Below are 25,415 nucleotides of genomic sequence, written 5' to 3' on the forward strand. Positions count from 1 at the left end.
ATGACCCGTATCGCTGTCGGCGGCTTTCTGCACGAGACGAACACGTTTGCGCCGACCAAGGCGACCTATGAGGCCTTTGTACATGGCGGCGGCTGGCCGTCGATGACGCATGGAGCCGACGTCCTCAAGGTGATGCGTGGCATCAATGTCGGCCTCGCCGGCTTTATCGAGGAAGCCGAGACACGCGGCTGGGAGCTGATCCCGACCATCGCCTGCGGCGCAAGCCCTTCGGCCCATGTCACCAGGGACGCGTTCGAGCGCATCGTCGGCGAGATGATTGACGGCATCAGGGCAGCGCTGCCCCTCGATGCGATCTATCTCGATCTGCATGGCGCCATGGTCACCGAACATCTCGACGACGGCGAAGGCGAAATCGCGCGGCGCGTGCGCGAGGTGATCGGGCCGGACATTCCGTTCGTGGTCAGCCTCGACCTGCATGGCAACATCTCGCCGGAGACGGTCGAATACACCGACGCGCTGATCGCCTATCGCACCTATCCCCATGTGGACATGGCCGACACCGGCCGCGCCTGTGCACGCCACATGGACTTGCTGCTCGCCGGCAACCGCTTCGCCAAGGCATTCCGGCAATTGCCGTTCCTGATTCCGATCAGCTGGCAATGCACCAATGACGAGCCGACCAAGAGCATCTATCTGAAGCTGGCCGCGCTGGAACATGACCAGGTGCCGACGCTGTCGTTCTGCCCGGGCTTTCCTGCCGCCGATTTCCCGCATTGCTGCCCGAGCGTGTTCGCCTATGGCGTGACGCAGGCTGATGCCGACGCTGCAGCGGACACCATCGTCAAGCTGGTGATGGGCCACGAGGATGATTTCGACGGCAAGATCTACAGGCCGGACGAAGGCGTGCTGCATGCCATGGAGCTGGCGAAGACCCTCACCAAGCCGGTCGTTATCGCCGACACCCAGGACAATCCCGGCGCCGGCGGCGACAGCGACACCACCGGCATGCTGCGCGCGCTGGTGAAGAACAAGGCGATCAAGGCCGCCCATGGCGTGATCTACGATCCCGCTGCAGCGAAGGCTGCCCATCAGGCCGGCGAAGGCGCTACGGTCAAACTCTCCATCGGCGGCAAGTCGGGCATCCCCGGCGATGCGCCTTACGAGAACACGTTCGTGGTCGAGAAACTGTCGGACGGCAAGTTCGTCGCCAACGGCCCCTATTATGGCGGTCGCGACATGGATATGGGCCTCTCGGCCTGTCTGCGTATCGACGACGTCCGCGTCGTCATCTCCTCGCACAAGGCCCAGCTCGCCGACCAGTCGATGTATCGCTATGTCGGTATCGAGCCGACTGAGCAGAACATTCTCGTCAACAAGAGCTCGGTGCATTTCCGCGCCGACTTCGAGCCGATCGCCGGCAAGCTGCTGATCTGCGCCGCGCCCGGCGCGATGCCGGCGGATACGTCCGTGCTGCCCTGGAAGCATTTGCGCCCGGGCATCCGGCTGAAGCCGAATGGCGAACCATTTACGCCCCAGACCTCATCACCTGCCCTCGTGCCGTGAACGGATAGACCCATGCCCACACTCGAACGTATCGACGCCTTCGCCGACGAACTCACCGCCATCCGCCGCGACCTGCACGCGCATCCGGAAATCGGCTTCGAGGAAGTCCGCACCTCCGGCATCGTCGCCGACAAGCTGACCTCCTGGGGTGTCGAAGTGCATCGCGGCTTAGGGGGTACCGGCGTCGTCGGCGTGCTGAAGGGCAAAGGCTCGGGCACCAAGCGCATCGGCCTGCGCGCCGACATGGACGCGCTGCCGATGGAAGAAAACACCAATCTCGCCTGGCGCTCCACCATTCCGGGCCGTTTTCACGGCTGCGGTCATGATGGCCACACCACCATGCTGCTCGGCACCGCTCGCTATCTCGCCGAGACCCGCAATTTCGACGGCACCGTGCATTTCATCTTCCAGCCCGCCGAAGAAGGCCTCGGCGGTGCGCGCGCGATGATCAAGGACGGTCTGTTCAAGCAGTTTCCCTGCGATGAAATCTATGGTCTGCACAATGCACCGGACATGAATCACGGCGAAGTCGGCATCTTCCCGGGCCCTGCAATGGCCGCCGCTGATTTCTTCGACATCACCATCCGGGGCTACGGCGCGCATGGCGCGATGCCGGAGCGCTCCAAGGATCCTGTCGTGATCGCGATGTCGCTCGGTCAGGCGATGCAGTCGATCGTCAGCCGCAACGTCAATCCGTTCGAATCCGCGGTGCTGTCGATCACCCAGATCCATTCCGGCTCGGCCTATAACGTCATCCCGGATGATGCGAAGCTCTGCGGCACCGTGCGCTGTTTCTCCGAGAAGGTCCGGATGCAGATCCGCGAGCGGATGCATGCGCTCGCTGCCGGCATGGCGACGGCATTCGATTGCGAGATCAAGGTCGATATCCGCGACGGCTTCAGCGTGCTGGTCAATCAGGAAGAGCATTCCAAGGCCGTCGAGGACGTTGCACGCACGATCGTCGGCGACGCCAATGTGATCACCCGCGCGAAGCCGAAAATGGGCTCCGAAGATTTCGCCGACATGCTGCATGCCGTGCCCGGCGCCTATTTCTGGGTCGGCCAAGAAGGCTCGGTGCCGGTGCACAATCCCGGCTACTATCTCGACGACAAGATCCTGCCCATCGGCGCCAGCATGTTCGCCCGCATCGTCGAAACCCGGCTGCCGGCGTAAGAAGCGGCAGCCAACGCTGTCGGCATAATTCCGCAGGATGGGTTGAGAGCAGCGAAACCCGTCACGCTTGTGTGCGAAGGATGGGTTTCGCAAGGGCCCTACCCATCCTACAATCCTGCACCTAGCACGTCATTCCGGGGCGCGCGCGTCTTCGCGCGCGAACCCGGAATCCAGTAGTAATGAAAACACGTCGGGATTCCGGGTTCGCGCCAAGTGGCGCACCCCGGAATGACCAGTGAACCAAAATAAAAACAGGGAAGAAACCATCATGGCCTATGAGACCATCCTCTACAGCGTCGACGAGCAGATTCTCACCATCACGCTGAACCGCCCTGAAAAGCTCAACGCCTATAACGCCACCATGCAGGCCGAGCTGATCGACGCCTTCGACAAAGCCGATGCGGACGACAATGTGCGCGCGATCATCGTGACCGGTGCCGGACGTGGCTTCTGCGCGGGTGCGGATCTCTCCTCGGGCGCCGACACCTTCGATCGCGACGCGCGGCGCGGCCCGGTGAGGCGTCTCGCCAGCGGCGATGTCGATTACAGCGATCCTATGGTGCGCGACGGCGGCGGTCAGGTGACACTGCGCATCTTCAAATGCCTCAAGCCGGTCATCGCCGCGGTGAACGGCCCGGCCGTTGGCATCGGTGCCACCATGCAGCTCGCGATGGACATCCGCATCGCGTCGGAAGCCGCACGCTTCGGCTTCGTGTTCTCCCAACGCGGCATCGTGCCGGAAGCCGCGTCGAGCTGGTTCCTGCCGCGCCTCGTCGGCATCTCGCAGGCGCTGGAATGGTGCTACTCCGGTCGCGTGTTCCCGGCACAGGAGGCCCTCGCCGGCCGCCTCGTCAGCAAGGTCGTGCCGCCCGACGATCTGCTGCCAACCGCACGCGCGCTGGCCAGGACCTTCATCGACAAGACGGCGCCGGTCTCCGTCGCGCTGATCCGCCAGATGATGTGGCGCATGATGGGCGCGGACGATCCGATGGAAGCGCACAAGATCGACAGCCGCGGCATCTATGCGCGCGGTCGCTCCGAGGACGTCAAGGAAGGCGTCGTGGCCTTTCTCGAAAAGCGCCCGGCCGAGTTCAAGAACAAGGTCAGCACGGATATGCCGAGCTATTTCCCGTGGTGGGACGAGCGCGGCTACAAGTAGGATCACGAATGAATTCGACGCCCTCCTGTCGTCCACGCGAGGGCGTCATTTTCCTGCACGGCATCAGCCGGTCGTTCCGATCTTTCATCAAGATGCAGCAGGCGGTCGAAGCTGCAGGATTCGCCACGCGGAACATTGGCTATCCCAGCCGGCGCAAGACGCTGTCTGCACTGGCCGATGACATCCATCCCGCCATCGCGCCGTTTGCCGAAGCCAACGAAGGCTGCACGCATTTCGTCTGCCATTCGATGGGGGGCCTGCTGGCGCGTGTCTATCTGGCGCGCCACCGTCCATCACGTCTGGGCCGCGTGGTGATGCTGGGTACGCCGAATGGCGGCAGCGAAATCGCCGATCTGTTCAAGAACTGGCTGCCCTATCGCCAGTATTTCGGCCCGGCGGGGCAACAACTCGTTACGATGCGGGATGACCTAACTGAGGCGATGCTTCCCCCAGTTGACTATCCGGTCGGCATCATCGCCGGCGATCGTACGCTCGATCCGATCGCTTCGCGCTTGATGTTGCGTGGCCCGAATGATGGTCGTGTCACCGTCGCGCGCACAAAACTTGAAGGCATGACCGACCACCTCGTCATCCACGCGTCACATGCGATGATGATCCGGAATCGGGAAGCAATCATGCACACCATCGCCTTCCTGAAGAACGGCCAGTTTCGGCGCTGAGCGCTCAGCCCATGGTCAGCGCCACACGCCCGATCGCCTTGCGCTCTGTCAGCAGCCGCATGGCAGCCGCGACATCCGCCAGCGGCAGGCGATGCGAAACATTTGGCCTAATCTTTCCCGCTTCTGCCCATGCGAGGAGCTGAGCGATGCGGGCTTCGCCGATCTTTGGATCTCGCCGCGCAGCCTCGCCGGCACGCACGCCGAGCACGCTAGCGCCTTTGATGAGCACGAGATTGGTTTTCGCCACGCCGATACCACCGGTGAAGCCGATCACCAGCAGCCTTGCGCCCCAGTTGATGCAACGCAGGCTCTGCTCGAAGATATCGCCGCCGACCGGGTCGAACACCACATCGGCGCCCTTGCCATCGGTGATGCGTTTCACGGCATCGCGGAACGGCTCCGCGCCATACAGCACGCCATGATCCGCGCCGCGCGCACGCGCGACGCCGAGCTTGTCTTCAGATGACGCCGCCGCAATCACGGTAGCCCCAAGCAGCTTGCCGATCTCCACCGCTGCCAACCCCACGCCGCCGCCGGCGCCATGCACCAGCAGCACTTCGCCCGCCCCGATCTGCCCGCGATCGACCAGCGCATGATGCGCGGTGCCGTGGGCGGCGAGAAACGTCGCGCCCTCCGCGTAGTCGAATGTCGACGGCAGTGGAGTAAGTTGTGTCGGCGTCACCACGACTTCGTCCGCATAGCCGCCATGACGCAGCTTGACGATGACGCGATCCCAGACCGCGATGCCGGGCACATCGCTGGCGATTTCGCTGACGTCGCCCGCCGCTTCCATACCCGGCGTGAACGGCAGTTCGGGCTTGAGTTGATACTCACCGGCCGCCATTAGGATGTCCGGAAAATTGATTCCGGCGGCGCGCACGGCAACGCGGACCTGCCCGGGTTTTAGCGGCACTGATGCAAATTGTTCGAGGCGCAGGCTTTCAGGTGACCCGAGCTCGCGGCAAACGATTGCTTTCGGCATCAGGCGGCGCTCTCGGCGCTTCCAGCGCCAACGCGGCGACGCTGCAGCGCCTCGCGGATCAGTGGCAGGCGATCATTGCCGAAATACATGTCGGTCTTGTCGAGATAGATGGTCGGCGAGCCGAAGCCGCCCCGTGCGATCACGTCATCCGTATTGACCTTGAGCTGGTCCTTGATCGCCTGATCGCCGATGCCCGCGAAGAATTTCGCGGGATCGATGCCGGTGCGCGTACAGATCTCGGTGAGAACATCATCTTTCGAGATATCCTTGTCGTCGCCCCAATAGGCTTCGAACACCGCGCGCGCGAACGGCACCATCGCATCGCTTCCAAGCCAGATGCAGCCGCGCATCGCCTTGACGCTGTTCACCGGAAACACCGTCGGCGGCATCTTGATGGCGAGGCCTGCCGAGCGCGCCCAGTCGCCAAGGTCCTTCTTCATGTAGCGAGCCTTCGCCGGCACCGGGGTTTCGCGCGAAGCATAGACGCTGGGATTGATCGAATTGAAGATGCCGCCCACCAGAATGGGTCGCCATGAGATCTCTTCGCCAAACTCCTTCGCCAGTGGCTGGATGTTGTGGAAGGCGAGATAGGTCCAGGGGCTGGAACAGTCGAAGAAGAATTCGATCATGGGTGTTTCCTCGTTTTGTTATTATTTTCTTCGTCATGCGCGCGTTCCGAAATGACGAGCTCTATTGCTGCGCCTGCGCATGCGCCGGCGCATCGACACCGAACATGATCTTCCTCGCCTGCTCATCCATCGGCTTCTTCTCCTGCTTACCGACGGCAAGCCCCGCCTGTACCTGCGACCGTGCGCGGACCAGCGCAAACCAGCGCTTCACGTTCGGGAAATCATCCAGCGTCAGGCCCTGCGCCTTATGGGTCATGATCCACGGAAAGCACGCCATATCGGCGATGGAGTAGTCGCCGGCGATGTAATCGCGGCCTTCCCCGAGATGCGCATCGAGTACGCCGTACAGGCGCTTGGCTTCGCGGGTATAGCGATCCATCGCATAGGGAATCTTCTCGGGCGCATAGAGCAGGAAATGTCCGTTCTGGCCGAGCATCGGGCCGAGGCCGCCCATCTGCCACATCAGCCATTGCACGACGTCGAAACGCTTTCGCATCTCGGCCGGCATGAAACGGCCGGACTTCTCCGCGAGATAGATCAGGATTGCGCCGCTCTCGAAAATCGAGACCGGTGCGCCGCCATCAGCGGGCGCATGATCGACAATGGCCGGCATGCGGCCGTTGGGGCTGAGTTTCAAAAATTCTGGCTGGTGCTGGTCGCCGCGACCGAGCTGCATCGGGACGACCGTATAGGGCAGCCCGCATTCTTCCAGCATGATCGAGATTTTCCAGCCGTTCGGCGTCGGCGCATAGTGCAGGTCGATCATGTAATTTTCCCGGCGTCCTCGATACGTTTTGGCCGATCCTAGCCCTCCCTTATGGATGCGCCAATCCCATATACGGAGGGTCAGGAACGTGGCAGATAGGCCTCCGCAAAACACAATTTCCGGGGAGCGAACAAATGCTGTTTCCAACCACCATCGCCGGCTCGCTGCCGAAGCCCGAATGGCTCGCCGAGCCGAACAAGCTGTGGCCGACCTGGCGCTCGTCCGGCGACGAACTCGCGCGCGCCAAGCGCGATGCGACGCTGCTGGCGGTGAAGGTTCAGGAAGATGCCGGCGTCGACATCGTCACCGAAGGCGAACAGGCGCGGCAGCACTTCGTCCATGGCTTTCTGGAAAAGGTCGACGGCATCGACTTCGCCCACAAGGTCGAGATGGGCATCCGCAAGGATCGCTACAAAGCGATGGTGCCGCAGGTGACCGCGCCGCTGCAGCTCAGGGGCCGCGTGCACGCCTTCGAAGCGCAGGCTGCCCGCGCGCATACGACGAACAAGTTCAAGTTCACGCTGCCCGGCCCGATGACCATTATCGATACCCTGTCGGACAGCTATTACGGCGACCGCGTCAAGATGGCCTTTGCTTTCGCCGAATTGCTGAACCAGGAAGCGCTCGCACTACAGGCCGACGGTGTCGACATGATCCAGTTCGACGAGCCGGCCTTCAACGTCTTCATGGACGAAGCCGCCGACTGGGGCGTCAAGGCGCTGGAGCGCGCCGCACAGGGACTCACTTGCGCGACAGCCGTTCACATCTGCTATGGCTACGGCATCAAGGCCAATACCGACTGGAAGGAAACCCTCGGCAGCGAGTGGCGGCAATATGAAGAGATCTTCCCGGCCATCGACGCCAGCCCGATCCAGCAGGTCGCCATCGAATGCCGCAATTCGCGCGTACCGCTGGAATTGCTGGGACTGCTGAAGAACAAGATCGTGCAGGCCGGTGTGATCGACGTCGCCAGCGACACTGTCGAAACGCCGGAAGATGTGGTCGCCACCATCGAGGCCGTGATGAAACACGTGCCGAAGGACAAGATCGTGCCGACGACCAATTGCGGCATGGCTCCGATGCAGCGGGATATCGCGGAAGCAAAGCTGCGCGCACTGGGTGCGGGTGCGAAGCTCGCAAGGCAGAAGCTGGGATAAGACGTTCCCCGCAACAAACGCCGTCATGCCCGGCCTTGTGCCGGGCATCCACGTCTTAGCACCAAGCAAGGAAAGACGTGGATGGCCGGCACAAGCCCGACCATGACGAATTCTAGTTTCCCGCGGCAGCACTCACATGCAGCACCGGACGATAACCGGCGCGAAATGCATTCAGCGTCGATGGTGGCGTCAGCAGCTGCGGGTCGACGAGCTCGACATCCGCCGCGCGATAGCCCGCAAACGACCACCGCAACGCCCGCCCCTGCGCGATCAGAAAGCTCTCACCAGCCGCCTGCACCATCGTCCCATCCGGCAATGCCTCGATAGGCCCATCCACCGGATGCAATCGCTTCTTCCTGTTATCCAGCCGCTCACGATGCAGCACCCCATCGATCTCCGTTGCCCGCACACACGTGACGCCGTTGCCCTCCTCCCACGCCGCGCGGAAGCGGTTGGCATCGTCGCGGCGGCAATAGAAGCATGGGCGGTGACCGGCGGCGAAGGATGTGGCCTCGTCGAGGAAGAACAGCTCGGTCCAGCTGCGTGTCGCCATGACATCGCGGCGACGCCCGCGAAACTCGCAGACGCAAGTGATCCAGGCCGGATTCGACCAGCGCCTGTTCAGGAGCGTTTTGGTCGAAGGATCATGGATGATGCCACGATTGCCGGTGAACGTTCCGCGTTCCGGTGTCGCTACAATATCGCCTGCCGGCGTGACACGATTTTGCAGCGGCATATCCCTGTCCTCTCCACGTCATTGCGAGCGCGGCGAAGCAATCCAGAAGCAACAAGCGAAGACTGGATTGCTTCGTCGCAAGTGCTCCTCGCAATGACGGCTGAAGAGCTGGTGCCCTAGCCTGCGCCTTCGCGCATCGGCGGCTGGAACGACAGGCCGAGATCCCACGGAAAAAAGATCCATGTGTCCTGCGACACTTCGGTGATGTACGTATCCACCAGCGGCCGGCCCATGGGCTTGGCATAGACAGTCGCAAAGTGCGCTTTGGGCAGCATGTCGCGGACGATACGCGCCGTCTTGCCGGTATCGACGAGGTCGTCAATGATCAAGAGGCCCTTGCCGTCGCCGCCACCGAGTTTCAACGCATCGGCCGACAGCCCCTTCAGTACCTGCAACTCGCCGCGCTTGTTGTGCTCATAGCTGGCGATGCACACCGTATCGATGACGCGGACGCCGAGCTCGCGCGCCACGATCGCTGCCGGCACAAGCCCGCCGCGGGTGATGGCGATGATCGCGTGAAATGGACCAGCGCTGTTCAGCCGCCAGGTCAGCGCGCGGCAATCGCGATGGAACTGATCCCAGGACACCGGGAATGCCTTGCCGGCGCGCTCCTCAGCACTCAATTCCGGATGATCGGCCATGTTCGTCTCCTCACATCGGTCGCCCTCAGGCGGCCGGACTTATGTTGATCCACTCGTTAGTTCACTCTTAATTTCACTTGGGCGCGTTGATTGTCGCCAACATCGCCTTGACGGCCTCCATTGCCGCATTGAGCTTATCCTGATCGCGCGAACGCACCACCAGATTGGTGTTCGGCTTGCCCTGTTCGTCCATGAACGGATAGCTGCCGATGATCGTGTCGGGATGCGCCTTCGCGATATCGCGTAGCGGACCGCCGACATCACCTTCACGCGCATTGGCCTTCACCGTATCGGATAGCATCCGCAAACCAGATTTCAGCTTCGGCGACACGATGTCCATCATCGCCTGCATGATCGTCGGCACGCCGGCCATCACGATCACATTATCGATCTTGAAGCCGGGCGCCAGGATGGTCGCGCTCTGGATCAGGTCGGCGCCGTCGGGAATACGGGCCATCCGCAGCCGGGCTTCGTTCAGGTCGGCGCCGAAGCGCTCCTGGAAGCGCGCGACCACCTCGGGATGGTGATCGATCTTGACGCCGAACGCCTTGGCGACCGCATCCGCTGTAATGTCATCGTGAGTGGGGCCGATGCCGCCAGTGGTAAAAACGTAGGTGTAGCGTTTGCGCAGCGCATCGAGGGCCGCGATGATATCCGGCTCATCATCGGAGACGACACGGACTTCCTTGAGATCGATGCCGATATTGGTGAGGTACTCGGCGATGAATCCAATGTTCTTGTCCTTGGTCCGACCTGACAGAATCTCGTCGCCAATCACCAGGATGCCCGCGGTCACAATCTCGGTCATTTGTCGTTCCTCACCATTCCCGGGACCATGCGCAGGCAAAGTCCTGATGTCACGGGGTTTTGCTGCCGAAACGAGCAGCGTCCAGCCGTTTTTTCAGGCAGCTCTACACGCATCTCATACGAATTGCTCTTGTTGAATGCATATCGTGCTGGCCCGCCCCTTGCTACCATCCCTTTCAGTCGTGCAATCTCCGTACGGCCTCGAAACAACAGTCAGGGTACATGGCAGTCGCGTTCGACGAAATGAACGGGCCCCAAGGCGAACTCCGCCCGGCCTATGAAGAACTCTCCCGCTGGCTCAAGGAGACGCCTCCGGACGCTTTGGAGCATCGCCGCCAGGAAGCGGAGCTGCTGTTCCGCCGGATCGGCATCACCTTCGCGGTTTACGGCGACTCCGAATCCACCGAACGGCTGATCCCCTTTGACGTCATTCCGCGGATCATTTCCGGCAAGGAATGGACCCTGCTGGAAAAGGGCCTGAAGCAGCGCACCCGCGCCATCAACATGTTCCTCAAGGACATCTATCACGGCCGCGAAATTCTCCGCGCCGGCCTGATCCCCGATGACCTGATCTTCCAGAACCCGGTGTTCCGCCCGGAGATGAACGGCCAGGACGTCCCGCACGATGTCTATGTGCACATCGCCGGCATCGACATTGTCCGCACCAATCCGGACGAATTCTTCGTTCTCGAAGACAATGCCCGCACGCCCTCAGGCGTCTCCTACATGCTGGAGAACCGCGAGATCATGATGCGGCTTTTCCCCGACCTGTTCGCGCGACATCGCGTCGCGCCGGTCGAGAAATATCCAGACGAGCTGCTGTCCTGCCTACGCTCCGTCGCACCGCGCTCGGCCTCGACGGAGCCCACCGTCGCACTGATGACACCCGGCGTCTACAACTCGGCCTATTACGAACACTCGTTCCTGGCCGACAAGCTCGGCGTCGAACTGGTCGAGGGCCGCGACCTCATCGTCAAGAACGATGAAGTCTTCATGCGCACCACCGAAGGCCTCAAACGCGTCGACGTGATCTATCGCCGCGTCGATGACGATTTCCTCGATCCCCTCACCTTCCGCCCGGATTCAGCGCTCGGCGTCCCCGGCCTGATGTCCGCCTATATGGCCGGCAATGTCACGCTGGCCAATGCAGTCGGCACCGGCATCGCCGACGACAAGGCGATCTACAGCTACATGCCGGAAGTGGTGAAGTTCTATCTCGGCGAAGAGCCGATCCTGAAGAATGTGCCGACTTGGCGCTGCCGCGAACCTGGCGATCTCGCTTACGTGCTCGATCACCTCGGCGAACTCGTCGTCAAGGAAGTCCACGGCTCCGGCGGTTACGGCATGCTGATCGGCCCTGCCGCGACCAAGGCGACCATCGAGGCGTTCCGCGACAAGCTGAAGCGCGAGCCGGAAGGCTTCATCGCGCAGCCGACGCTGGCGCTGTCGACTTGCCCGACCTGCACCGAGTCAGGCCTCGCGCCGCGGCATGTCGATCTTCGCCCCTTCGTGCTCACCGGCAGCAAGAACGTCTCCATCGTCGCAGGCGGTCTGACCCGCGTCGCGCTGAAGGAAGGCTCGCTGGTGGTGAATTCCAGCCAGGGCGGCGGCACCAAGGATACGTGGATACTGGATGAGTAATTTAGGTTTGATAGCATTACTGACCACCGCCGCCGGTGCGCTCCCCTCCCCCTTGCGGGGAGGGGTCGGGGGTGGGGGTCCACAATTGACGTCGTCCCGTGTTGTTACCCCCCTCCCCAACCCTCCCCCGCAAGGGGGGAGGGAGAAGAGCTGAGCATGCTGTCGCGCACCGCCGAGAACCTTTACTGGCTAGCCCGCTATGTCGAACGCGCCGAGTATCTCGCGCGCACGATCGAGGCGACACTGCGCGTCACCGCGCTGCCGAATACCTATATCGGCCAGACCAACGAATGGGATTCGGCGCTCCTGACCGCAGGCGTCAGCGCAGCCTTCTACGAGATCTACGAGGAAGCCAACGAGACCAATGTCGTCGAATATCTCTCGTTCTCGACGGCCAATCCCTCCTCGATCCGCAACTGCATCGAGGCGGCGCGGCTGAACTCGCGCTCGGTCCGCACCGCGCTGACTGGCGAGATGTGGGACACGATCAACAGCGCTTGGCTGGAACTGCAATCCGCCTGGAGCGGCGGCGCCAAGACACGCGAGCAACTGGCGAATTTCTTGCGCTTCGTGCAGGAGACATCGCTGCGCTTCGATGGCTCGGCCTACCGCACCATGCTGCGCAACGATGCCTATTGGTTCTCGCGGCTCGGCCTGCATCTGGAACGCGCCGACAACACCGCGCGCATTCTCGACGTCAAATATCATCTGCTGCTGCCCGAAGACGAACATGTCGGCGGCCCGCTCGACTACTATCAATGGACCTCGATCCTGCGTTCGGTTTCGGCGCTGACGGCCTATCACTGGGTCTATCGCGAGACACTGAAGCCCTGGCTGATCGCCGACCTTTTGATCCTCAACGACACGCTGCCGCGCTCGCTGGCGAGCTGCTACGGCAATCTGGTGCGCAACCTCGACCAGATCGGCGTGTCCTATGGCCGTCAGGGCGCCGCGCAGCGCCACGCCCGCGGCGTCCGAAACCGCCTAGAACACAGCAACATGCAGGATATTTTCCAGCATGGGTTGCATGAATTCATCCAGGAATTCATTGCAGATAACAGCCGTCTGGGCGACATCATTGCCAAACAATACCTGATTTGAGCTAGCGTCCCGGCTCATCTGCAGATTCGGACACGTTGCCATGCGCCTGCGTATCGCCCATTCGACCACCTATCGCTACGAGCCGCCGGCTTCGGGCGTGATCCAGATTTTGCGGATGACGCCGGGCAGCCATGACGGCCAGTATGTCGCCGAGTGGCAGATCGATGTCTCCACGGATTCGCGCCTGGATTTGCATGAGGACGCGTTCGGCAACGTCACCCATGTGCTGACCCATGGGCCGATCGCCGACCTCACCGTGACCGTCGAAGGCCTGATCGACACCCAGGATACCGGTGGCGTGCTCAAGGGCACCGACGAGCGCTTTCCGCCGAGCTTCTTCCTACGTCAGACCGATCTCACCGACCTCAGCGCAGCGATGCAGACCTTTGCCAAGGATCTGTCACCAAGCGCGGAGACCGACGTACTTGGCTTCCTGCACGCGTTGATGATGGCCATCAACGAGCACATGACCTTCGACGTCGATCCAACCAGCACCGGTACTTCGGCGAGCGAGGCCTTCATCGGCAGGCGTGGCGTCTGCCAGGATTACGCGCATATCTTCATCGCCTGTGCCCGCTCGGCCGGCGTCCCTGCCCGCTTCGTCTCCGGCCATTTCTGGCGTGCCGATGGCGAGACCAACCAGCAGGCTGGCCATGCCTGGGCCGAGGCCTATGTGCCGGATCTCGGCTGGGTCGGCTTCGACCCCGCCAATGCCATCTGCACCACCGACGCCCATGCCCGCGTTGCCATCGGCCTGGATTACCTCGGCGCAGCCCCCGTCCGCGGCACCCGCTATGGCGGCGGCACGGAAACCCTGACCGTCGCCGTCAAGGTCGATCAGGCCAACGGCCGCGGTCAGTCCCAATCGCAGAGCCAGTCCTGAACAACCTCAAACTGGTTTTCCGAGGTTGCCCGGTCGATACCCACCGCGTAAGACGCTTCCCTGACCAAGGGACCGACGATGACCTATTGCTGCGGAATTCTCGTCAAGGACGGCCTGGTGATGATCGCGGACACGCGCACCAATGCCGGGCTCGACAACATCTCGACCTTCCGCAAGCTGCACATCTTCAACCAGCCCGGCGACCGCATCATGGCGGTGGCCTCCGCCGGCAATCTGGCGATCAGCCAATCGGTGCTCTCCACCCTGAGCGAGGGGCTGGAGAACCCGACTACCGGCGAGCTGGAGACCCTGCTGAACGCGCCCACGATGTTTCAGGCTGCGCAGCGCATCGGCCGCGCCATCCGGCACGTCAACGCCACCGAGGGCAAGGCGCTGGAGGCCGAGGATATCAATTTCGACGTCTCGTTCCTGTTCGGCGGCCAGATCAAGGGCGCCAAGATGCGGCTGTTCATGATCTACCCGGCCGGCAACTTCATCGAATGCACGGTGGACACGCCCTATCTGCAGATCGGAGAGCACAAATACGGCAAGCCGGTGCTCGACCGCGCGATGCATTACGACGTCGAACTCTATGAGGCGCTCAAGACCGGCCTGATCTCGATGGACTCGACCATGCGCTCGAATATCGGCGTCGGCCTGCCGATCGATGTGCTGGTGGTGCGCACCGATGTCTGCGACGCCGATCTCAATCACCGTATCGAAGCCGGCGAGCCCTATTTCCACGACCTGCGCTCGCGCTGGTCGGCAGCACTGCGCGCGGCCCATCAAAACATTCCGCGCCCGCCCTACAAGAAAGACAATTGAGCGCGGCCGCAATGACCGCAGTTCCGATGAAATGGCGCATCATGACGGAGGCAGACCTGCCGTCCGTCCTCGCCATCGCCGATGCCGTTCATCCCGATTTTCCCGAAGATGAGGTCGTGTTCGCGAACCGCCTGGCGCTCGATCCAAACGGTTGCGCCGTGCTCGAGGCCCAGGACGGGATCAAGGGTTATCTCGTCAGCCATCCCTGGCAATTCAGGGAGCCGCCGTCACTGAACAGCCTGCTGACAATGCCCGCAGCGCCCTCGACCTTCTACATTCACGATCTCGCATTGCTGCCCGAAACCCGCAGATCCGGCGCGGCGACCGTGGCCGTCGATATGATGGCGGCACGCGCCAGGCTCATGCAACTGCCCAACATGACGCTTGTTGCCGTCAACAATTCAGTTCATTTTTGGCAGCGGCACGATTTCACCATCATGCGCGATTCCGAATTGGATCAGAAACTGCAAAGCTACGGCGACAACGCACGTTTCATGGTCCGGGACCTCACTCAAAAAGACCTCTCGTAAAAAGAAAACAGGGACGAAACAGATGACCAACAAGATCGCACTTGTGACCGGAGCTGGCACCGGCGTCGGCCGTGCCGCATCGCTTGCGCTGATGAATGCCGGTTTCACCGTCGTGCTCGCCGGTCGCCGGCTCGAACTACTGCAAGAGACCCAGAAGCTCGGCGCGGCCAATGGCGGCAAGAGCCTCCCTGTGAGCGCCGACATGGCCGACCCCGCCTCCATCGCCGCGCTGTTCGCCAGGATCATGCAGGAATTCGGCCGGCTCGACGTGCTGTTCAACAATGCCGGCATGGGCGCGCCCGCGATTCCGTTCGAAGACCTCGGCCTCGAACAGTGGCAGGCTGTGGTGAACACCAATCTCACCGCACCGTTCCTGTGCACGCAGCACGCCTTCCGCATCATGAAGGATCAGACGCCCCGCGGCGGCCGCATCATCAATAACGGCTCGATCTCAGCGCATGCGCCGCGCCCGTTCTCCGCCGCCTACACGTCGACCAAACACGCCATCACCGGCTTGACCAAGGCCAGCAATCTCGACGGCCGCGCCTATGACATCGCCGTCGGCCAGGTCGATATCGGCAACGCCGCCACCCCGATGACCGACCGCATGGTCAACGGCCCTGGCGTGCTGCAGCCCGACGGCACCTCGAAGCAGGAGCCACGCATGGACGCCAAAGCCGTCGGCGACGCCGTCGCCTATATGGCCGGCCTGCCGCTCGACGCCAATGTGCTGACCATGACGGTCATGGCGACGAAGATGCCGTTCGTCGGACGCGGCTAAAACGTAATCCGCCTCAGCGGCATTGCGATTGCATGACATGGGAAGCCGCGGCATCATCGCCGCGGTTTCGGGGGATTTATGCTTCAGCTACAATCGGCGTTCGGCGTCATCGCACTTTTGGGGATCGCCTGGGCGCTCGGTGAAAACCGCAGCAAGGTGTCGCTGAGACAGGCCGCGATCGGTCTCGCATTGACGATCGTCGCTGCCGTGATCCTGCTGAAGCTTCCCGTCGTGACGCGCGCCTTCAGCAGCATCAACGATGCTGTCAGCACCATCGCCGCAGCGTCGCGCGCCGGCACCTCCTTCGTGTTCGGTTATCTCGGCGGCGGCGCACTACCGTTCGATCTCAAGAATCCCGGCGCGGATTTCGTGCTCGCACTGCAGGCACTCCCCGTGGTGCTGGTCATCAGCGTGCTGACCAGCCTGCTCTTCTACTGGCGTATCCTGCCGCCGATCGTGCGCGGCATGGCGTGGCTGCTTGAACGCACACTCGGCATCGGCGGCGCGGTCGGGCTGTCAACGGCCGCGAACATCTTTCTGGGCATGGTCGAAGCCCCGTTGTTTATTCGCCCTTACCTCGCGCAGCTCACGCGCAGCGAACTGTTTCTGGTGATGACGGGCGGCATGGCGGGGATCGCCGGTACCGTGCTGGTGCTCTACGCCACTTTCATGGCGCCGCTGATCCCCGATGCATCGGCGCATTTCGTGATTGCTTCCGTGCTTTCGGCGCCAGCTGCGATCCTTGTCAGCCTGATCATGGTGCCTGAGACGGAGGATCGTCGCACCGGTGGATTGCTGGCCAATCCGGACGCATCGGCCACGAGCACGATAGATGCGATCGTCAAGGGCACGAGTGCAGGCATCGAACTGCTCGTCAACATCATCGCCCTGCTGCTGGTCTTCGTGGCGCTGATGTATCTCATGAACGCGATCCTCATGATGATGCCGACCGTGGGAGGCAACACGCTGTCCGTGCAGCGCCTACTGGGTTACGTGATGGCACCGGTGTGCTGGCTGATGGGCCTGCCGTGGGACCAGGCACTGACCGCGGGCTCGCTGATGGGCGTCAAGACGATCCTCAACGAGTTGATCGCCTATGTTCAATTGGCGAAGCTCGGTCCCGATGCGCTGGATGCACGCTCGCGCCTCATCATGCTTTATGCGCTGTGCGGATTTGCAAATTTTGCCAGCCTCGGAATTATGATCGGAGGCCTGGGCACCATGGCGCCGGAACGTCGTAACGAAATCAACGCGCTCGGTGTGAAGTCGATCGTCTCGGGGACGCTGACGACCTGCCTGATGGGCGCGATCGTCGGCATGCTCACCTGAGACACGCCGCCAGCGCCGGTCAGCCGATCGTCCGCTGCAGCAGATCGAACCAGTTGCGCGCGCCGAGCTTGCCGAGCAGCGTCTCGGAATAGCCCTTGTCGCGCAAGGCCACGAACAGCGCCTGCAGGCCCGCGGCGGATTCGATGGCCTCGGGCACCACTGCGCCGTCGAAATCCGATCCCAGCCCGACGTGATCCTCGCCCAGCTTCTCCAGCAGATAGTCGATCTGCTGCACCATCAGCTCGATGCCGGTGTCGGGCCGCATGCTGCCGTCGGGGCGCAGGAAGCAGGTCGCGAAATTCAGGCCGACCATGCCGCCGGTGTCGCGGATCGCGGCGAGCTGCTTGTCGGTGAGATTGCGCGGCGACGGGCACAGCGCGTGGGCATTGGAATGGGTCGCCACCAGCGGCGCCTTCGACAGCCGCGCCACATCCCAAAAACCCTTCTCGGTGATGTGCGACAGGTCGACCAGAATCTTCAGGTCATTGCAGGCGCCGATCAACCGCTCGCCGGCCGCGGTGAGACCGTCGCCGAGATCGGGCCCGGACGGGAAGTGAAACGGCACGCCATGGCCGAAGATGTTGGTCCGGCTCCACACCGGCCCGATCGACCGCAACCCCGCCGCATAGAGAACGTCGAGGAATCTGAGCTCGGCGTCGATGGCCTCCGCGCCTTCCAGATGGACCACCACGGCCAGCGCCTTGCGCTCAATGGCGGACCGGATTTCGGCGGTGGTGGTGCAGATCGCCACCGCGCCTGCGGAAGCGCGTTCGAGCTGCAGCAGGATGGCCAGTTCGGCGACGACGGAATTGCGCGCCTCGTCCATCGTCAGCGGCTCGGAAAGCGGCACGGCGTAGCGTCCGCCCGTCATCTGCGCCATGAATCCCGATGACGCCTGAGCCGCCGGCGAATACAGCGCGAACAGCCCGCCGACGAACGCACCGGCCTTCGCCTTCGGCAGGTCGATGTGACCGGCGACTTCCCCGGTCAGGAAGTCGGATACCGGATCGTGCGATTGCGATTTGTACAGCCGCAGCAGCACATCGTTGTGACCGTCGAAAACCGGAACGGATGCAGTCATGAGATACTCGTTGAGGGTCAGGGCAGCGACGGGCTCAGCATAGCTGATTCAACGCCACTGCGACGCGCGAACAAGGCACGCGTCGCATTTCCGCACGCGAACTACCGGACTTCCACCGTCTTGAATTCCGCCGGAAGGATCACTTCCAGCAGTTCGCAATTGTCGGAGTAATCGCGGATGAGGTGCCTGATGCGCGGCGGCTGGGTCCAGCATGACCCCTGACGCATGGTCATCTCGCCCTCGCCTTCCATATAGGCCTTCACCCAGCCGTTCAGCACATAGACCAGCTGAAACTCGGCATCGTGATAGTGAAGCTTGGAGACCTCTTTCGGATCGCAAGGTCCGATCAGCCGGATGACATGCGCGTGCGCCAAACCGCCGGTCGCAGCGGCAACGCCGAGATCGCGATACTTCGCGTAGGCACGCAGGCCGTCGCCGAGAAATGCTTCTTCCTGATAATGACTGATCGCGACGCGCTGCTTGCGGCGCGGGCCGGGTTTCGCGACAGCTTTTGCACTCGCCTTGGCTGGCTTGCCAACAGAGAGCTTCTTTGCTGCTTTCGCTACCGCCTGTGTCGCAGGCTTCTTCGTCGCAGCCGCTTTCGCTGCGCTCTTTGAAGTTCGCTTCAGCTTCGCCATGTCGTGTTTCCCACCCGGCGCAATGCCGAACAAACGGCCAGCGCGTCCGGGAACCTAGCTGTAGTTCAGCACAGCGGCAATTCATCCGGCGCGTTGAGAGGCGCGGACTAGTGCAACCGGAAGACGCCATCCACGGCACGAAGCTCGGCCGGCTTGATCAGTTTCGAATGCGCGACGGTTACCGCAAAGAGCGGGCCATCGAGCTTCTCTTGCCAGAAATCCAGGAAATCCTTCAGCGCGGGAAACTTCGGAAACAAATCATAGTTCTGCCAGACATAGGTCTGCAGCAGCGAGGGGTGATCGGGCATGCGGTAGAGGATCTGCGCCGTCGTCAGTCCGTAGCCAAGCACCTGCTTCCTGAAATCGTCAGAAACTGCATTTCTCGAGACCATGTTCAACCTCCATGGACAGAGCGCATTCGGCTAAGTGGATTCCGGTTGACGTCGAACTTCGCTCTGCTCTCCTGTGACCGTGCTGACTGCAGCGAACCGGCTTCCACTTCGCCCATGACAACACGATGCATGAAATGTGACGCAAGCAACGTCCTCATCACAAGCTTAAAAGTTTAATAATGGGTTGAAAGCCGAATGTTAGCAGCCACTTACCGTGGATGCTAACGGATTCGAGAACCGGTATCGGAGGGTCTTAACCATTCTGGCACCCGTCATATTTGAGTGCCAAAATATTTGGTAAAGACCCTTGCCGGTGGGGAACGTTCGGCCTATGTCCGGACCAGCTGCGCTGGCACTTGTTGGCTCAGACTGCCAATTTAAATTTCTCAAGCATCTACAGAAACTTAGGAGGACTGCATGAAATTCCGTCCGCTTCACGATCGCGTTGTGGTCAAGCGTATCGACGCCGAAGAGAAGTCCGCTGGCGGCATCATCATTCCGGATAGCGCCAAAGAGAAGCCCTCCCAGGGCGAGATCGTCTCCGTCGGCCCGGGCGGCCGCGACGAAGCCGGCAAGCTGATCCCGATCGATCTGAAGGTCGGCGAGCGCGTGCTGTTCGGCAAGTGGTCGGGCACCGAGGTCAAGATCGATGGTCAGGACCTGCTGATCATGAAGGAAAGCGACATCATGGGCGTCCTCGAAGGTGCCGCTCCCGCCAAGAAGAAGGCCGCTTAAGCGCCTTTCCCACCCATCCTGATTTTCAAGGAAGCAAAACATGTCAGCTAAAGAAGTGAAATTCGGCGTTGATGCCCGCGACAAGATGCTGCGCGGCGTCGACATTCTCGCCAACGCCGTGAAGGTGACGCTCGGTCCGAAGGGCCGCAACGTCGTCATCGACAAGTCGTTCGGCGCGCCCCGCATCACCAAGGACGGCGTCACCGTCGCCAAGGAAATCGAGCTCGACGACAAGTTCGAGAACATGGGCGCCCAGATGGTGCGCGAAGTGGCCTCGAAGTCGGCCGACGCGGCCGGCGACGGCACCACCACCGCCACCGTGCTCGCTCAGGCGATCGTCCGTGAAGGCGCCAAGTCGGTTGCTGCCGGCATGAACCCGATGGATCTGAAGCGCGGCATCGACCTGGCTGTGGAAGCCGTGGTTGCTGACCTCGTCAAGAACTCCAAGAAGGTCACCTCGAACGACGAAATCGCCCAGGTCGGCACGATCTCGGCGAACGGCGACGCGGAAATCGGCAAGTTCCTCGCAGACGCGATGAAGAAGGTCGGCAACGAGGGCGTCATCACGGTTGAAGAAGCCAAGTCGCTCGAAACCGAACTCGACGTCGTCGAAGGCATGCAGTTCGACCGCGGCTACATCTCGCCCTACTTCGTCACCAACGCCGACAAGATGCGCGTTGAATTCGACGACGCCTACATCCTGATCAACGAGAAGAAGCTCTCCTCGCTGAACGAGATGCTGCCGCTGCTCGAAGCCGTCGTGCAGACCGGCAAGCCGCTCGTCATCGTCGCAGAAGACGTCGAAGGCGAAGCTCTCGCCACCCTCGTCGTCAACCGCCTGCGTGGCGGCCTCAAGGTCGCTGCCGTCAAGGCACCGGGCTTCGGCGATCGCCGCAAGGCCATGCTGCAGGACATCGCGATCCTGACCGGCGGCCAGGCGATCTCGGAAGATCTCGGCATCAAGCTCGAGAACGTCACGCTCGCCATGCTCGGCCGCGCCAAGAAGGTGATGATCGACAAGGAAAACTCCACCATCGTGAACGGCGCCGGCAAGAAGGCCGACATCGAAGCACGCGTGGCGCAGATCAAGGCGCAGATCGAAGAAACCACTTCGGACTACGACCGTGAGAAGCTGCAGGAGCGTCTCGCCAAGCTGGCTGGCGGCGTTGCCGTCATCCGCGTCGGCGGCGCGACCGAAGTCGAAGTGAAGGAGCGCAAGGACCGCGTTGATGACGCGATGCATGCGACCCGCGCTGCGGTTGAAGAAGGCATCGTCCCCGGCGGCGGCGTCGCTCTGCTCCGCGCTTCGGAACAGCTGAAGAAGATCAAGACCGCGAACGACGACCAGAAGACCGGCGTCGAGATCGTCCGCAAGGCCCTGTCGGCTCCGGCTCGCCAGATCGCCATCAACGCAGGCGAAGACGGTTCGGTCATCGTCGGCAAGGTCCTCGAGACCGCGACCTACAGCTACGGCTTCGACTCGCAGACCGGCACCTACGGCGACATGCTCAAGAAGGGCATCATCGATCCGACCAAGGTTGTCCGTGCAGCGATCCAGAACGCAGCTTCGGTTGCCGGCCTGCTGATCACCACGGAAGCCATGGTTGCCGAGCTGCCCAAGAAGGGCGGCGCAGGCGCAGGCGGCATGCCTCCGGGCGGCGGCATGGGCGGCATGGACTTCTAAGTCCAACGCTTCAAGCAACTATCAGAATGCAGAACCCCGGCAGCGATGCCGGGGTTTTTGTTTAGGGCTGGTCATCGCAGACAATCGCGGAAGCCATTGCGGGTTGCGTGGCTACGGACCGTCTACTTGGTGGAAGCATCAGGGAAATAATCATGCGCATACTCATCGCTCTTTCTTTCATCGGCCTCAGCACCGCCGCGCATTCAGCTGCACGCAGCGTCTTTGAGAGTGCCAAGCACGTGTATGCGGTGATGGATTTGCGACAGAATCTTTTGAGTGAATGCGCAAAACAGGATCCGGCGAACACGGGCAAATACAACGCCGAGACTACCCGCTACCGACAGCAGACCAAGGTGCTGAGCGAAAAGGTGCGACAGCTTATCGTCGCCGAAGTGCCATCGACTCCGCCGGAGCAGAGCATAGGGGTCATCGCAAAATGGTCGGAAAGTGAATCGCGGCGCAATCTGAATTTTCAGCTTCAGCCGCAGCACCGCGCGCAATTCATGCAGAAATGCAGCTACATCATCGATCCCGATAACCGCCCGCGATCCAACGCCGCCAAGGCGCAGCACAACCAGATCATGGGTCTTCCCGAGGATGAATGGCCAGCCGATGTCCGCGTGATTAACGCATGGAAGCCATAGCGACCGCATCCCTTGGGCAACGCTTGCTGTGTGTTCTGTGCAGACGACAAAAGTCGTAGCACCAATCACCGATTTCTCATCGCAGCGCTATGTGTCCCGCCGCACTGTCATATGCCGTGGACCTGTCTGCACCATGCGCACGGTTGTCCGTCACGGGCCAATGGGCCGCTGCGTCGTGACCAAGACGCGGGTTTACCGTTAAGACGCGATCTCCGTCCGCAGTCTGAGGACTTCAGCTCGATCATGGCATTCAAAGCCTGGCAGTGATGCCGGGCATTTTTGGTGGCTGCGTCAGGCAACTGCCGCCGCGGACGGCTCGACGGAGCACGCCAGGATCGCCATCAACAGCCCGGGAAACCGCGCTTCGATATCGGCCGCCCGCACTGCGTTTTGATGCTCGACGCCCTTTTTGCTGGTCTGGATCAGGCCGGCCTCGCGCAACACGCGAAAATGGTTCGACAAAGTGGACTTGGCGATGGTCGGGCATGGCGACGCCGCCGTGCAGGACAGGCAGCCGCTCTCCTGCAGCAAGCCCCGGACGATCTGCAGCCGAATGGGATCAGCCAGCGCCGAGAGCACGCCGGCCAGCGTGATGTCCTTGGTCGCGGGGTGAACGAACTGAACCATGAAAAAGATATAGGCGCCCCCTTGCGCTCGTTCAATAGTCCCATACTTCCGAACTATTGAAGCATCCAAGAGGGATCACGACCATGACCAAGACATTCGAAGGCAAAGTTGCGCTGGTGACCGGCGGCTCAAAGGGCATCGGCGCTGAAATCGCCATCCAGCTCGCCGCCGGGGGCGCTGCCGTCGCCGTCAATTACGCATCCAGCAAGAAGGGCGCCGACGAGGTCGTCGCGAAGATCACCGCCAAGGGAGGCAAGGCCATCGCGGTGCACGGTAATCTCGCCGAGCCGGACGGCGCCAAATCCGTGGTGGCCGAGACCGTCAAGGCGTTCGGGCCGATCGACGTTCTCGTCAACAATGCGGGCGTCTACGAATTCGCCCCTCTCGACAGCATTACGCCGGAGCACTTCCACAAACATTTCGATCTGAACGTGCTCGGGCTGCTGCTCGTCTCGCAGGAAGCGGCCAGACACTTCAACGCCAATGGCGGCAGCATCGTCAACATCTCATCGGGCGTCTCGACCATCACCCCACCGGGCTCGGCGGTCTACACCGCGACCAAGGCCTCGGTCGATGCGATCACGTCGGTACTGGCGAAGGAGCTCGCGCCGCGCAAGATCCGCGTCAACGCCGTCAATCCTGGCATGATCGCAACCGAGGGCGTGGTGTCAGCCGGATTCCATGAAGGCGACATGCGCAAGTGGATCGAATCCGTCACGCCGATGGGCCGCATCGGCAAGGTCGAGGAAATCGCTTCCGTCGTCGCATTCCTCGCTTCCGATGCTGCATCTTACGTGACGGGCGAAACACTGCACGCTACCGGCGGCTTCAGGTAACCCACGCGCTCTGCTCAACAGTCTATCCGACATAGCCAAGGGCGGTGCAATCAGCACCGCCCTTGCTTGTTATCGCGAGGCCAGATCTCGCCTTGCCTCAATCATCACCGCCGGCCGGCGGCATCTGCGGCATAGACGGTGTCTGCATGCGATCCGCCGCTGATGGCTTCATGCGTTCGCGTGACGGAGCTTGCCCACGCATCATCTGAGCCTGATCGTGCTCAATCTGCGGAAAGAACACATCATAGCAAGCGCGGCTCAAGCGCGGTCCTGCGCTGCGCAAGCAATTTTCTACCCGCCCCTCATCCGGCATTGCCGATGTACAGAGGCGAAACGCATCGGGCGTGCAGGCTTCGCGCTGTGCCTCCGTGCCGCTGCCCAAAGCCGCGGCGCTGGAACCCGCAATCAATGCCACGGCGGTCGTCAGGCTTGTCAGAGTGTTTGCCATCGGTCCTGTCCTTACGAAGTTATGACAGGTGAAATTCTCAGCGGCGCGCCCGGTTCCTTCCTGGCCGCTCACATGCTGCTGAAAATGCAGGCTTAAGCGAGTGTAACGACAGAGCCCACAAAGCGAGTCAGTTGACCGCCTGCGTGCTTTCGTCGATCTCGTCGGTCCACACCTTGAAACTCACCAGCGTGTTCGGCCCAAAAGTTTGCGTGATCGGCACATCCGCGGCATCGCGGCCCTGCGCGATCAACACACGTCCGATGCGCGGGATGTTGTTGCGGGCGTCAAATGTATACCAGCGGCCGCCGATATAGGCTTCGAACCAGCCGGCGAAATCGCCGTCGGCCCATGGCTTCGGCATACCGATGTCACCGAGATAGCCGGTGCAGTAGCGCGCTGGAATATTCATGCAGCGGCAGAAGGTGATGGCCAGATGTGCATAGTCGCGGCAGACGCCCTTCCCCTCGTTGTAAGCGTCCCAGGCGGTCTTGGTCGCGCGTGCGTGCTCGTAACCGAACTGGATATGGTTATGCACGAAATCGCAGATTGCCTGCACGCGTGCCCAGCCAGGCACAGTCTTCTCGAACAACTGCCAGGCGACGTCCGACAGCCGATCCGTCTCGCAGTAACGGCTACCGAGCAGATAGACGATCGTCTCGGCCGGCAGATCCTCTACCGCGTGCTGGATGGCTGACGGCACGATAATGTCCGGCTTGCCGCTATCGTTGACGATCCCGTCGGCTTTGAACGTGATGCGGCCCGTCGGCGCAACAATGCGGCTGCACCAGTTGCCAAAGCCATCCCGATAGGGCGTGATCGGAACTGAGGGATTTATCGTGAGATAGTCCGGCACCACCACGTCGGAGGCACGCGTGAAGTGCATGCCCATCACGATCATGACAGGCGTCGGCTGCGGGAAATCATAGATCATCTCGTAGCCAACACGGATCTTCATGCAAAACACCTCATCCCGGCAAATCGTTGAT

General features: G+C 61.8%; 27 protein-coding genes. 16 read left to right on the forward strand and 11 right to left on the reverse strand.

Annotated elements, in window-relative coordinates; all coding sequences use genetic code 11:
• The 4 genes from AB7813_RS09615 to AB7813_RS09630 all read left to right on the forward strand — a co-directional run bounded on the left by AB7813_RS09615 (position 1) and on the right by AB7813_RS09630 (position 4,536).
• Positions 1–1,524: a M81 family metallopeptidase gene (locus AB7813_RS09615; RefSeq protein ID WP_439083178.1), complete on the forward strand. Its 1,524-nt coding sequence runs from the start codon at positions 1–3 to the stop codon at positions 1,522–1,524.
• Between the two features lie 12 nt (positions 1,525–1,536).
• Positions 1,537–2,697: a M20 aminoacylase family protein gene (locus AB7813_RS09620; RefSeq protein WP_089264945.1), complete on the forward strand. Its 1,161-nt coding sequence runs from the start codon at positions 1,537–1,539 to the stop codon at positions 2,695–2,697.
• A 268-nt stretch (positions 2,698–2,965) separates the two neighbouring features.
• A complete protein-coding gene (locus AB7813_RS09625) occupies positions 2,966–3,856 on the forward strand; it encodes a crotonase/enoyl-CoA hydratase family protein (protein ID WP_439064653.1) in 891 nt (296 codons plus the stop codon).
• A gap of 8 nt (positions 3,857–3,864) precedes the next feature.
• A complete protein-coding gene (locus AB7813_RS09630; RefSeq protein ID WP_439064326.1) occupies positions 3,865–4,536 on the forward strand; it encodes an esterase/lipase family protein in 672 nt (223 codons plus the stop codon).
• Positions 4,537–4,540: 4 nt separating this feature from the next.
• Here the strand turns inward: AB7813_RS09630 and AB7813_RS09635 are convergent, their stop codons facing one another.
• The 3 genes from AB7813_RS09635 to AB7813_RS09645 form a co-directional block, all read right to left on the reverse strand.
• Positions 4,541–5,518, reverse strand: coding sequence for an NADPH:quinone oxidoreductase family protein (locus AB7813_RS09635; RefSeq protein ID WP_439064327.1), 978 nt, complete (start codon positions 5,516–5,518; stop codon positions 4,541–4,543).
• Entirely contained in the window at positions 5,518–6,147 is a 630-nt protein-coding gene (locus AB7813_RS09640; RefSeq protein WP_439064328.1) for a 2-hydroxychromene-2-carboxylate isomerase, read from the reverse strand. The genes AB7813_RS09635 and AB7813_RS09640 overlap by 1 nt, the downstream gene beginning before the upstream one ends.
• Before the next feature lie 61 nt (positions 6,148–6,208).
• A complete protein-coding gene (locus tag AB7813_RS09645) occupies positions 6,209–6,913 on the reverse strand; it encodes a glutathione S-transferase N-terminal domain-containing protein (protein WP_439064329.1) in 705 nt (234 codons plus the stop codon).
• 134 nt (positions 6,914–7,047) lie between these two features.
• Here AB7813_RS09645 and AB7813_RS09650 point away from each other — a divergent pair, with 134 nt between their 5' ends.
• On the forward strand, positions 7,048–8,070 hold the full coding sequence (locus AB7813_RS09650; protein ID WP_439064330.1) for a methionine synthase: 1,023 nt from the start codon (positions 7,048–7,050) through the stop codon (positions 8,068–8,070).
• A 112-nt stretch (positions 8,071–8,182) separates the two neighbouring features.
• Here AB7813_RS09650 and AB7813_RS09655 read toward each other — a convergent pair whose 3' ends face one another.
• The 3 genes from AB7813_RS09655 to AB7813_RS09665 form a co-directional block, all read right to left on the reverse strand.
• Positions 8,183–8,806: a hypothetical protein gene (locus tag AB7813_RS09655; protein WP_439064331.1), complete on the reverse strand. Its 624-nt coding sequence runs from the start codon at positions 8,804–8,806 to the stop codon at positions 8,183–8,185.
• Between the two features lie 116 nt (positions 8,807–8,922).
• Positions 8,923–9,447: a xanthine phosphoribosyltransferase gene (gene gpt / locus AB7813_RS09660; protein ID WP_068736116.1), complete on the reverse strand. Its 525-nt coding sequence runs from the start codon at positions 9,445–9,447 to the stop codon at positions 8,923–8,925.
• A 73-nt stretch (positions 9,448–9,520) separates the two neighbouring features.
• Positions 9,521–10,255, reverse strand: coding sequence for a competence/damage-inducible protein A (locus AB7813_RS09665; RefSeq protein WP_309948719.1), 735 nt, complete (start codon positions 10,253–10,255; stop codon positions 9,521–9,523).
• A 221-nt stretch (positions 10,256–10,476) separates the two neighbouring features.
• Here AB7813_RS09665 and AB7813_RS09670 point away from each other — a divergent pair, with 221 nt between their 5' ends.
• The 7 genes from AB7813_RS09670 (at position 10,477) to AB7813_RS09700 (ending at position 17,344) form a co-directional block, all read left to right on the forward strand.
• The gene (locus tag AB7813_RS09670) at positions 10,477–11,895 is read left to right on the forward strand and encodes a circularly permuted type 2 ATP-grasp protein (protein WP_175365791.1); all 1,419 of its coding nucleotides are present in this window, start codon (positions 10,477–10,479) and stop codon (positions 11,893–11,895) included.
• 156 nt (positions 11,896–12,051) lie between these two features.
• Positions 12,052–12,996 carry an alpha-E domain-containing protein gene (locus tag AB7813_RS09675; RefSeq protein WP_068736110.1) on the forward strand — a complete coding sequence of 315 codons (945 nt, stop codon included), beginning with the start codon at positions 12,052–12,054 and terminating at the stop codon, positions 12,994–12,996.
• A 40-nt stretch (positions 12,997–13,036) separates the two neighbouring features.
• Positions 13,037–13,879 (forward strand): transglutaminase family protein, encoded by an 843-nt coding sequence (locus AB7813_RS09680; RefSeq protein ID WP_231080092.1) that lies wholly within the window; start codon positions 13,037–13,039, stop codon positions 13,877–13,879.
• Between the two features lie 78 nt (positions 13,880–13,957).
• A complete protein-coding gene (locus tag AB7813_RS09685; protein WP_093756417.1) occupies positions 13,958–14,704 on the forward strand; it encodes a proteasome-type protease in 747 nt (248 codons plus the stop codon).
• Positions 14,701–15,234, forward strand: coding sequence for a GNAT family N-acetyltransferase (locus tag AB7813_RS09690; RefSeq protein ID WP_439059015.1), 534 nt, complete (start codon positions 14,701–14,703; stop codon positions 15,232–15,234). Before AB7813_RS09685 ends, AB7813_RS09690 begins: the two co-directional genes overlap by 4 nt.
• Positions 15,235–15,256: 22 nt before the next feature.
• Positions 15,257–16,015: an SDR family oxidoreductase gene (locus AB7813_RS09695; protein ID WP_092146865.1), complete on the forward strand. Its 759-nt coding sequence runs from the start codon at positions 15,257–15,259 to the stop codon at positions 16,013–16,015.
• A 78-nt stretch (positions 16,016–16,093) separates the two neighbouring features.
• A complete protein-coding gene (locus AB7813_RS09700; RefSeq protein ID WP_184518253.1) occupies positions 16,094–17,344 on the forward strand; it encodes a NupC/NupG family nucleoside CNT transporter in 1,251 nt (416 codons plus the stop codon).
• A gap of 19 nt (positions 17,345–17,363) precedes the next feature.
• On the opposite strand, the gene AB7813_RS09705 is transcribed toward AB7813_RS09700, so the two are convergent.
• The 3 genes from AB7813_RS09705 to AB7813_RS09715 all read right to left on the reverse strand — a co-directional run bounded on the left by AB7813_RS09705 (position 17,364) and on the right by AB7813_RS09715 (position 19,455).
• The gene (locus AB7813_RS09705; RefSeq protein ID WP_439083177.1) at positions 17,364–18,425 is read right to left on the reverse strand and encodes a dipeptidase; all 1,062 of its coding nucleotides are present in this window, start codon (positions 18,423–18,425) and stop codon (positions 17,364–17,366) included.
• A 101-nt stretch (positions 18,426–18,526) separates the two neighbouring features.
• Complete coding sequence (locus tag AB7813_RS09710; protein WP_120292660.1) at positions 18,527–19,063, reverse strand: cupin domain-containing protein; 537 nt, start codon at positions 19,061–19,063, stop codon at positions 18,527–18,529.
• Between the two features lie 107 nt (positions 19,064–19,170).
• Positions 19,171–19,455 carry an usg protein gene (locus AB7813_RS09715; protein WP_089265658.1) on the reverse strand — a complete coding sequence of 95 codons (285 nt, stop codon included), beginning with the start codon at positions 19,453–19,455 and terminating at the stop codon, positions 19,171–19,173.
• 417 nt (positions 19,456–19,872) lie between these two features.
• Between AB7813_RS09715 and AB7813_RS09720 the strand changes: the two genes are divergently transcribed.
• From AB7813_RS09720 to AB7813_RS09730, 3 genes are all read left to right on the forward strand, one after another.
• Entirely contained in the window at positions 19,873–20,190 is a 318-nt protein-coding gene (locus AB7813_RS09720; RefSeq protein ID WP_089264960.1) for a co-chaperone GroES, read from the forward strand.
• 40 nt (positions 20,191–20,230) lie between these two features.
• Positions 20,231–21,874 (forward strand): chaperonin GroEL, encoded by a 1,644-nt coding sequence (gene groL / locus AB7813_RS09725; protein ID WP_093756421.1) that lies wholly within the window; start codon positions 20,231–20,233, stop codon positions 21,872–21,874.
• A gap of 152 nt (positions 21,875–22,026) precedes the next feature.
• Positions 22,027–22,518, forward strand: a complete 492-nt coding sequence (locus tag AB7813_RS09730) for a hypothetical protein (protein WP_439064334.1) — start codon at positions 22,027–22,029, stop codon at positions 22,516–22,518.
• Positions 22,519–22,809: 291 nt separating this feature from the next.
• Here AB7813_RS09730 and AB7813_RS09735 read toward each other — a convergent pair whose 3' ends face one another.
• Positions 22,810–23,145 carry an ArsR/SmtB family transcription factor gene (locus AB7813_RS09735; protein WP_089264963.1) on the reverse strand — a complete coding sequence of 112 codons (336 nt, stop codon included), beginning with the start codon at positions 23,143–23,145 and terminating at the stop codon, positions 22,810–22,812.
• A gap of 83 nt (positions 23,146–23,228) precedes the next feature.
• On the opposite strand from AB7813_RS09735, the gene AB7813_RS09740 reads away from it, so the two are divergent.
• Positions 23,229–23,981, forward strand: a complete 753-nt coding sequence (locus AB7813_RS09740) for an SDR family NAD(P)-dependent oxidoreductase (protein ID WP_439064335.1) — start codon at positions 23,229–23,231, stop codon at positions 23,979–23,981.
• Positions 23,982–24,556: 575 nt separating this feature from the next.
• On the opposite strand, the gene AB7813_RS09745 is transcribed toward AB7813_RS09740, so the two are convergent.
• Complete coding sequence (locus AB7813_RS09745) at positions 24,557–25,384, reverse strand: transglutaminase domain-containing protein (RefSeq protein ID WP_120292670.1); 828 nt, start codon at positions 25,382–25,384, stop codon at positions 24,557–24,559.
• Between the last annotated feature and the right edge of the window lie 31 nt (positions 25,385–25,415).

It is taken from the genome of Tardiphaga sp. 20_F10_N6_6 (assembly GCF_052076045.1).
Classification (GTDB): Bacteria; Pseudomonadota; Alphaproteobacteria; order Rhizobiales; family Xanthobacteraceae; genus Tardiphaga; species Tardiphaga robiniae.